Origin of the sequence: Collimonas fungivorans, assembly GCF_028292705.1 — a bacterium.
In the GTDB taxonomy this organism is placed as follows: domain Bacteria; phylum Pseudomonadota; class Gammaproteobacteria; order Burkholderiales; family Burkholderiaceae_D; genus Collimonas; species Collimonas fungivorans_B.
This window is the reverse complement of the sequence record NZ_JAQGLV010000325.1, coordinates 1-8,281: the sequence shown is the minus strand read 5'-3', so window position 1 is coordinate 8,281 and position 8,281 is coordinate 1. Positions and strand designations below refer to the sequence as shown.

General features: G+C 58.2%; 8 protein-coding genes. 2 read left to right on the top strand and 6 right to left on the bottom strand.

The annotated features are described in order from the left end of the window. On the top strand, positions 1-743 hold a 743-nt coding region (locus JWQ61_RS18415; protein ID WP_304361778.1), incomplete at its 5' end, for a GGDEF domain-containing protein. 30 nt (positions 744-773) lie between these two features. On the opposite strand, the gene JWQ61_RS18410 is transcribed toward JWQ61_RS18415, so the two are convergent. The 4 genes from JWQ61_RS18410 to pepN all read right to left on the bottom strand — a co-directional run bounded on the left by JWQ61_RS18410 (position 774) and on the right by pepN (position 5,847). Beyond that, entirely contained in the window at positions 774-1,289 is a 516-nt protein-coding gene (locus tag JWQ61_RS18410; protein WP_183081807.1) for a DUF2726 domain-containing protein, read from the bottom strand. Positions 1,290-1,640: 351 nt separating this feature from the next. After that, positions 1,641-1,925, bottom strand: coding sequence for a hypothetical protein (locus JWQ61_RS18405; RefSeq protein WP_147356197.1), 285 nt, complete (start codon positions 1,923-1,925; stop codon positions 1,641-1,643). A 133-nt stretch (positions 1,926-2,058) separates the two neighbouring features. After that, positions 2,059-3,060, bottom strand: a complete 1,002-nt coding sequence (locus JWQ61_RS18400) for a class 1 fructose-bisphosphatase (RefSeq protein WP_304361777.1) — start codon at positions 3,058-3,060, stop codon at positions 2,059-2,061. A 75-nt stretch (positions 3,061-3,135) separates the two neighbouring features. Further along, complete coding sequence (gene pepN, locus JWQ61_RS18395; protein WP_304361776.1) at positions 3,136-5,847, bottom strand: aminopeptidase N; 2,712 nt, start codon at positions 5,845-5,847, stop codon at positions 3,136-3,138. Between the two features lie 437 nt (positions 5,848-6,284). Between pepN and JWQ61_RS18390 the strand changes: the two genes are divergently transcribed. Further along, complete coding sequence (locus tag JWQ61_RS18390; protein ID WP_014005044.1) at positions 6,285-6,917, top strand: DUF4136 domain-containing protein; 633 nt, start codon at positions 6,285-6,287, stop codon at positions 6,915-6,917. Positions 6,918-6,985: 68 nt separating this feature from the next. Here the strand turns inward: JWQ61_RS18390 and JWQ61_RS18385 are convergent, their stop codons facing one another. Further along, positions 6,986-7,159, bottom strand: coding sequence for a hypothetical protein (locus JWQ61_RS18385; protein ID WP_304361775.1), 174 nt, complete (start codon positions 7,157-7,159; stop codon positions 6,986-6,988). A 7-nt stretch (positions 7,160-7,166) separates the two neighbouring features. Then, a complete protein-coding gene (locus tag JWQ61_RS18380; RefSeq protein WP_304361774.1) occupies positions 7,167-8,141 on the bottom strand; it encodes a quinone oxidoreductase in 975 nt (324 codons plus the stop codon). Positions 8,142-8,281: the final 140 nt, after the last annotated feature.

Sequence of the window (8,281 nt, the reverse complement as noted above, 5' to 3'; positions counted from 1 at the left end):
TGTTCGGCTTGTCGTCGCTGGCGTTCATTCTCGGCAAGCCGTGGAACCATATGTGGTGGCTGGCCCACGCCATCTTCGCCGGCGGATTTTTCTTCCTCAGCTACGGCATCATCCAGGCATTCCATACCACTCGTTCATTCTCCAGCATCTACAACCAGGAAGAAATGGTGAACCGGCTGGCGATGGCGATGGTCCGGACCGAAAGCGCGCTGCAAGAAGTGCAGCACAGCAACCGGATGCTGGAGCACCTGGCTTCGACCGACCCCTTGACCGGCGCCTCTAACCGCCGCCATTTTATCGAACGGGTAGACGCCGAAATCGCCAGGTCCAGGCGCGATAACCTGTCGTTTTCCCTGCTCGCCCTCGACCTGGATAATTTCAAGGCCATCAACGACCACTACGGCCACCAGGTGGGCGACGAGGTGTTGCAAGGTTTCGTGCAGAAATGCCTGGAAGAGATCCGCCCCTATGACAGCGTGGCGCGCATGGGCGGCGAGGAATTCATGGTCTTGCTGCCGCAAGCCACGCTGGAGGTTGCAGTGGCAATCGGCGAACGCATCAGGTCAGCCACGGAAAACGCAGTATTCGACAGCATCGTCATGCCCAAGGTGATACTCACGGTCAGCATTGGCGTATCGCAGTTCGGCCGCGACGGCAACACCATCGACACGATTTTCCGCGCGGCAGATGAGCGCCTCTATCGCGCCAAGGACCAGGGCCGCAACTGCGTGATTACGACATAAGGCAGCAGCGGCCTAACCTGCCTGCCCAGCTCAGCCGGCGCCGGTGTTGCGGTATTTGCCTATGCCGATGCCGAATATGCTGGTTTGATGGCTCTTGTTTTTAACTATCCGCAACTTTTTGCTTGGGTCCAGCAGCGTGAACCGTTCCCTGATGTCAGCTTCGCTCGGCAGTGAATTGGCGCGCCACCGGATGATATCGATGCCGGCTTTTTTCAGCGCCTTGTATTTTCTTTCGTCGTCTTTGCTGACGGTCTTGCTGTTGTGATTCCTGTTGTCTATCTCGATCACCGCGACCACATCGCTGGCTTTATCGCAAATCACGAAATCCAGGTTCTTTGCCGTCAGGCTGTCGAGACCGGCGCTGTCCTTGGTGCCCAGGCAACGGCTCAGCCCGACTTGCGCCAGCACCATATGGTCCGGCAACGCCCCGACCAGCCGCCAGTACATGATCTGCTCGTTGTTCGACATCGGTTTTTTCTTGATGTATTCGCGGCGCTTCTGCAGCTTCGCCTGCTTCTCCCGGGTAACCACAGCAATCACAGCCATGATAATGAGCGTTAGCACCGTAAGTGCAATGATTGCTTTCATTATTCAGTTCCTCTAGTTGAGTGCAGCGGCCATTATATTTCTATATGGAAATATAATGAAGTCAAAAATGCAGTACTTGTGCGCGTGCTATCGCGATCCTAAGCGAAAGCGCGGCATCGGTGCAATCAGCAAAAGGCGGAAATTGAAGGAAAAGCTGGCCGGGGAAAAGCCTGGAGATACCGCCATGCCGGGAGACAGGCGGCAAAGAAAGAGCAAAAACCAGGGCGACAGAGATGTTGTCCGTCCAGCCCTGCCAGCTCGCCGAGCCGGCAATGGCCGATCATGGCCGACCGTATTTGCAGGCCGGAATTACTCGCTCAACCCGAAAATCGCATCGTAGCCATTCTTGGCCCGATCAGCTTCTTCCAGCTCATTGCTCAAACCCAGGTCTTCCAGCTCTTCCGCCGCATTGTTGAATTGCTTGCTGCTGGAGGCGCCGATGACACGGTAAATTTCCTGTTTCGCATTGCGGATGCCGAGCAATATCTGTTCTTGCCTGACGACGTTCAGTTCTGTCGACGTGATCAGCAGATTGGTCATGATGTCGTGATCGAACTCGGGGATGTCTTTATCTCCGATTAGTGCTGTTTTCAATCTGTTCCTCTTGTCTTTATGGATAAATTTTGCGGCAAGTGTGCGATTTTACTAGGTCTGGCGCTTTGCCGTCAGCTGCCCCGTAAAGCGCCCGGCGTTGCATCTGGCCGGGCTTCACGGAGCGGGTTCCAGTTTATTCCTGATGGTAGCGGGTCACCAGTTCGACTTCGCTCTTCGAACCGAGGAACACCGGCACCCGCTGGTGCAGTTTCTCCGGCTGGATATCCATGATCGCCTGCTTGCCGTCGGTAGCGGCGCCGCCGGCCTGCTCGACGATGAAGGCCATCGGGTTGGCTTCGTACATCAGGCGCAGCTTGCCCGGCTTGTCCGGTTCACGCGCATCGGCCGGGTACATGAAGATGCCGCCGCGGTTCAGGATACGGTGGACGTCGGCCACCATCGATGCGATCCAGCGCATGTTGAAATCTTTTTGACGCGGGCCGGTGCTGCCTGCCAGCATTTCGTTGACATAACGCGTGACCGGCGGATGCCAGTGGCGGGCATTGGACGAATTGATCGCAAATTCCTTGGTCTCGGCCGGGATCTGCATGTCGCGCTGGGTCAGGACCCACGAACCCATTTCACGGTCCAGCGTGAAACAGTGCACGCCGTTGCCGGTGGTCAGCACCAGCATGGTTTGCGGGCCGTAGACGGCGTAGCCGGCAGCAACCTGCTTGCGGCCTGACTGCATGAAATCCTGTTCGGTTGGCGATTTCATGCCGTCCGGCGCTTTCAGTACCGAGAAAATGGTGCCGATGGAAACATTCACGTCAATGTTGCTGGAGCCGTCGAGCGGATCGAACAGCAGCATGTATTCGCCTTGCGGATAACGGTTCGGAATCGGGTGTATCGATTCCATTTCTTCCGAAGCCATGGCCGCCAGGTGGCCGCCCCATTCATTGGCTTCCAGCAGGATTTCATTGGAGATGATGTCCAGTTTTTTCTGCACTTCGCCTTGCACGTTTTCGCTGTCGGCGCTGCCCAGCACTTCGCCCAGCGCACCCTTGCCGACCGCGTGGCTGATGGTTTTGCAGGCGCGCCCGACGACTTCGATCAGCAGGCGCAGCTCGGCCGGAATGCTGTTGTGCAGACGTTGTTGTTCGATCAGATGCTGGGTAAGACTAATACGTTTCATATTGCTCTTTCTTGGTTGTGGCTTTCACTGCCGATCGCGGAAAGAAACCCGCCATCGGCCGTGAAATTGCAAAAATCAATTAGCGAGTGCCTTGCCGACGACTTCCAGTACGTCCTTCGACAAGTCAGGCGCCGCCGCGACACGCTGCAAGGCCGCGCGCATTTTTTCCTGCAGCGCCGGCGCATATTTGCGCCAACGGTCCAGGCTGCGCGCCAGGCGTGCCGCCACTTGCGGGTTGACGCCGTTGAGCGCAATCACCTGGTCGGCCCAGAATTCGTAGCCGCTGCCGTCGACCGCGTGGAAATTCACCGGATTGCCGCTGCAGAAACTGAAAATCAGGCTGCGTGCGCGGTTCGGGTTTTTCAGCGTGAACGCCGGATGTTCCGACAAGGCACGGATCACCGCGACATCGGCAGTGTAGGCCGTGGCTTGCAAGGCGAACCATTTGTCGATGACCAGTGCATCCTGCGCGAAATCCTCATAAAATTTTTCCAGGGCTGCAGCCTTGCCCGGCGCGCTGCTGTTGGTCAGCGCAACCAGCGCGGCCAGGCGGTCGGTCATGTTGTTGGCATTGTCGTACTGCTGCTGGGCCAGTGCGTGCGCCGCAGCGTCGTCGGCATGTATCAGATACGACAGGGCGACGTTCTTCAACGCCCGCTTGCCGGACGCTTCCGCATCCGGGCTGTATGCGCCCGGCGTCTGGCTGGCGTGGTAGGCCGCCAGCAGATCGTCCTTGAGCGCCTGCCCCAGTTTGCCGCGCAGGTACTGGCGCGATTTGTGGATTGCTTGCGGGTCGATCACCTCGGTCTGCTCAGCCAGCAGCGTTTCCGACGGCAACGTCAGCGCCAGCTCGCGGAAAGCGGCGTCGAGCGCTGCATCGTTGAGTATCAGGCCGAATGCCTCGCCCAGGGCGCCACTGTTGGAGGCAGCGTTGTTCAGGACGTCTTGCAGCGCCACCACGTGGCCCGCTTGCGATGCATCCTGGACTGCAGTGGTCAGCACCAGCAGGCTGCGCGTAGCGAGGCGCTGGCCGGCTTCCCAGCGATTGAACGGGTCGCTGTCATGCGCCAGCAGGAAAGCCAGCTCGGCGTCGCTGTATTCGACGTCCAGCACCACCGGCGCCGAAAAATTGCGCAGGATGGATGGCACCGGCTGTTCGGCGACATCGACGAAACGGAAGGTCTGCTCGGCTTTGGTCAGCTCCAGCACGCGGGTTGTCTCAGCACTGGTTTTGCCCTTGCCGTCCGCCTGCAAACGCAGCGGCATGTCCTTGCCCTTGCTGTCGAGCAGGCCGACTGCAACCGGGATGTGGAATGGCAGCTTCTTGGCCTGGCCCGGTGTCGGCGCGCAAGTCTGCGTGAGCGTCAGTTCGTAGGTTTTCTTGGCGGCGTCGTACTTGCTCTGCACTTGCACCCGCGGCGTGCCGGCCTGGCTGTACCAGCGTTCGAACTGGCTCAGGTCGCGGCCGTTGGCGTCCACCATCGCGGCGCGGAAATCGTCGCACTCGACCGCTTGCCCGTCATGCCGCTCGAAGTACAGGTCCATGCCTTTGCGGAAACCGTCGCGGCCGAACAGGGTCTGGTACATGCGCACCACTTCAGCGCCTTTTTCGTAAATCGTGACGGTGTAGAAATTATTGATTTCGACATAGGAGTCAGGCCGCACCGAGTGCGCCATCGGACCTGCATCTTCGGGAAACTGAGCCTGGCGCAAGACACGCACGTCGTCGATGCGCTTGACGGCGCGGCCGCTGTCAGTGCCGACCATGTCCGCCGAAAACTCCTGGTCGCGGAATACGGTCAGCCCTTCTTTCAGGGACAGCTGGAACCAGTCGCGGCAGGTGACGCGGTTACCGGTCCAGTTGTGGAAATATTCATGGCCGACCACGGCTTCGATATTGGCGTAGTCGACATCGGTAGCGATGCGCGGATTGGCCAGGACGTACTTGGTGTTGAATATGTTCAGTCCCTTGTTTTCCATCGCGCCCATGTTGAAGTCGCCGACGGCGACGATCATGAAGCGGTCAAGGTCGAGTTCCAGGCCGAAGCGTTCTTCATCCCAGCGGATGCTGTTGATCAGAGAATCCATGGCGTGCTGGGTCTTGTCCAGGTTGCCGTCTTCGACCCATACCTGCAGCAAGACTTCGCGGCCGGATTTCAGCGTGTATTTTTGTTCCTGGCAGACCAGATTGCCGGCCACCAGCGCGAACAGGTAGGACGGTTTCTTGAACGGGTCTTCCCACTTGGCGTAGTGGCGGCCATCCGCCAGCTTGCCTTCTTCGATCAGGTTGCCGTTCGACAGCAGCACCGGGTATTTCTTCTTGTCGGCGCGCAGCATGACGGTGTATTTGGCCATCACGTCGGGACGGTCAGGGAAATAGGTGATCTTGCGGAAACCTTCCGCTTCGCATTGGGTGAAGAAATTGCCGTTGGAGACGTACAAACCCATCAGCGAAGTATTTTTTTCCGGGCTGGTCAGCGTTTCGATTTCCAGCACCACCTTGGCCGGCGCCGATGCAATGCGCAGCTTGCCGGCTTCCAGCTGGTACTGGCCGGGTTTCAATTGTTTGCCGTTAAGACGCAATTGCACCAGTTCCAGCTCTTCGCCGAACAGGACGATTTCCTTGCTGTTGCTGGCCGGATTGCGCCGCATCGTGATGCGGGTGGCGATACGGGTGGCTGCCGGATCAAGGTCGAAGCCCATGTCGACGGTGTCGACCAGGAAGGCGGGAACGGTGTAATCCTTACGAAGAACGGTAGTTGGCGTGGCGGAGGTATCTGTGCGCATAGGATGGTGTGGAGTGACGGTTGATAACTATGGTTGGTAACTACAGTCGGCAACTAAGCCGGTATGCCAAGGATCGCTTGGCGGCCTGCTTAATAACGTGGCTGGTCAGTCTCAATAATTCGGGCAGACTGTGATTCTACCAATCAAAGCGCAAAGCATCATGCAATTTGCAGCGGATTGCCGGCCGGCGGGCAAGTTACTGGTAGCAAATTGCAAATAAAGCCCCACTGTTGGAATTCGTTTAAAATTAACATAATTACACCATTTTGATGCACCATGCCTCAAACCCTGCTCTTCCGCTGACAGATTATGGCAACGCGATAGAGCAGCACTATGAAGACTTGGCTAGAATGGTGACAGCCCAGCTGCCGTCGCCAGGTATGCCAATCAGGCAAGCCACTGGAGCGGCCTGCAATCCCCCACCAAGAGGAATCACAATGAAACGCATCATCACTCTCTGTTTGGCCGCATTCACATTGCTGCTAGGCGGTTGTGCCACGGTCATCCGCAGCGACGTCACCGCTTTCAACGAATGGCCGGCCGATTTGCCGAACAAATCCTATGTGTTCGAACATACGGCAGCACATGAGAATGACCTGGAATACCGGAATTACGAGAACCTGGTGCGGACCGAACTGCAGCGCCTGGGATTTGTGCAGGCCGACGGCGGCTCGCCGCAACTGAAGGTCGCGCTTAATTATGGCATTGCCGCGCGCGACGTCCATGTGGTCGAGCCGGTGGTGGCGGATCCCATGTGGTATGGCCCTTACGGACCCTACGGCTGGGGCCGCCCAGGGTTCTATAGCCCGTTCTACGATCCGTTCTGGTACGCACCGCAAGTGGTGGGCCAGCGCGAGTACAACTTCCAGCTGTTCCAGCGCCGCCTGAACATTGCGATCACGCGCGCCGCCGGCGGCCAGAAGCTGTATGACGTCACGGTCACCAGCGAAGGCAAGATGAATTCCTTGCCGGCCGTGATGCCGTACCTGGTGCGCAGCGCCTTCACCGATTTCCCTGGAAAGAGCGGCGTGCCGCACCAGGTTGAGCTGAAAGTCGAAGACCAGAAATAAAGACCTGTTTATGGCAAAACGGCCTGTGCTCCCTAGGGACCACAGGCCATTTTTTATCGGATGCCGGGTCAGCTATAAAACCATTCGCTGGCAAACGTGATGAAACCGATCAGGATGACCGCCAGCACCAGCACGATCAGCAGGCGGCCGAACTTGGGCGAGCCCTCGCTGCCGCTGGGCTGCTCTTCCGGATGATTCATCGGATTCTGCGCATCCGGCTGCTGTTCCAAAGGATCATTCATGCATGCCTCAGGGGATCAGGATGGTCGAGCCAGTAGTCTTGCGCGACTCCAGGTCGATATGCGCCTGCGCCACGTCTTTCAGGGCATAACGCTGGTTGATTTCAATCGTGATTTTTTTGCTGTCCACCATCTGGAACAGGTCCGCCGCAGCCGCGTCGAGGTCGGCGCGGCTGGCGATATAGCTCGGCAGCGAAGGCCGAGTGATGGTCAGCGAGCCGCGCGACGCCAGTTCGTTCAGGCTGAACGGCGGCACCGCGCCGGACGCATTGCCGAAACTGACCATGGTGCCAAGCGGCGCCAGGCTATCCAGCGAACCGATGAAGGTATCCTTGCCGATCGAATCGTAGACCACCGGCACGCCTTTGCCGCCGGTGATTTCACGCACCCGCTCGACGAAATTTTCGGTCTTGTAATTGATCACATGGGCGCAGCCGGCCGCTTTCGCCAGCGCTGCTTTTTCGTCCGAACTGACTGTGCCTATCATGGTCACGCCCAGCGCCTTGGCCCATTGGCTGGCGATCAGGCCGACGCCGCCGGCAGCGGCATGGAACAAGATGGTTTCGCCGCCGCGCAGAGGAAAGGTGCGGCGGAACAGATATTGCACCGTCAAGCCCTGCAAAGTCATCGCGGCGGCGGTATCGAAACTGATGGAATCAGGCAATTTGACCAGGAACCCGGCAGGCATTACACGCGCCTCGGAATAAGCGCCATTGGGGCGGGTGGCGTACGACACCCGGTCGCCCACCTTGACATGCTGCACGCCGGCGCCGACCGCTTCGATCACGCCGGCGGCTTCCTGCCCCAGTCCGCCCGGCAAGGGCTGCGGATACAAGCCGCTGCGGAAATAGACGTCGATAAAATTCAGCCCGCAGGCGACATGCCTTATCCGCACTTCGCCCGGTCCCGGGTCACCGACTTCGACGTCGACATATTCCATCACTTCCGGGCCACCGGTCCGCGACATCCTGATTGCTTTTACCATGATTGCTTTCACCTCCAAATATTGCGCCAAACTGCCGCTTTTTTAATTGTTATTACTGTTTTCAATCCCTATGATTTCTTTTTTGAAATCAGATAAATACCCGCCAACACCAGTCCGGTACCGGTCAGCTGAATCGCCGT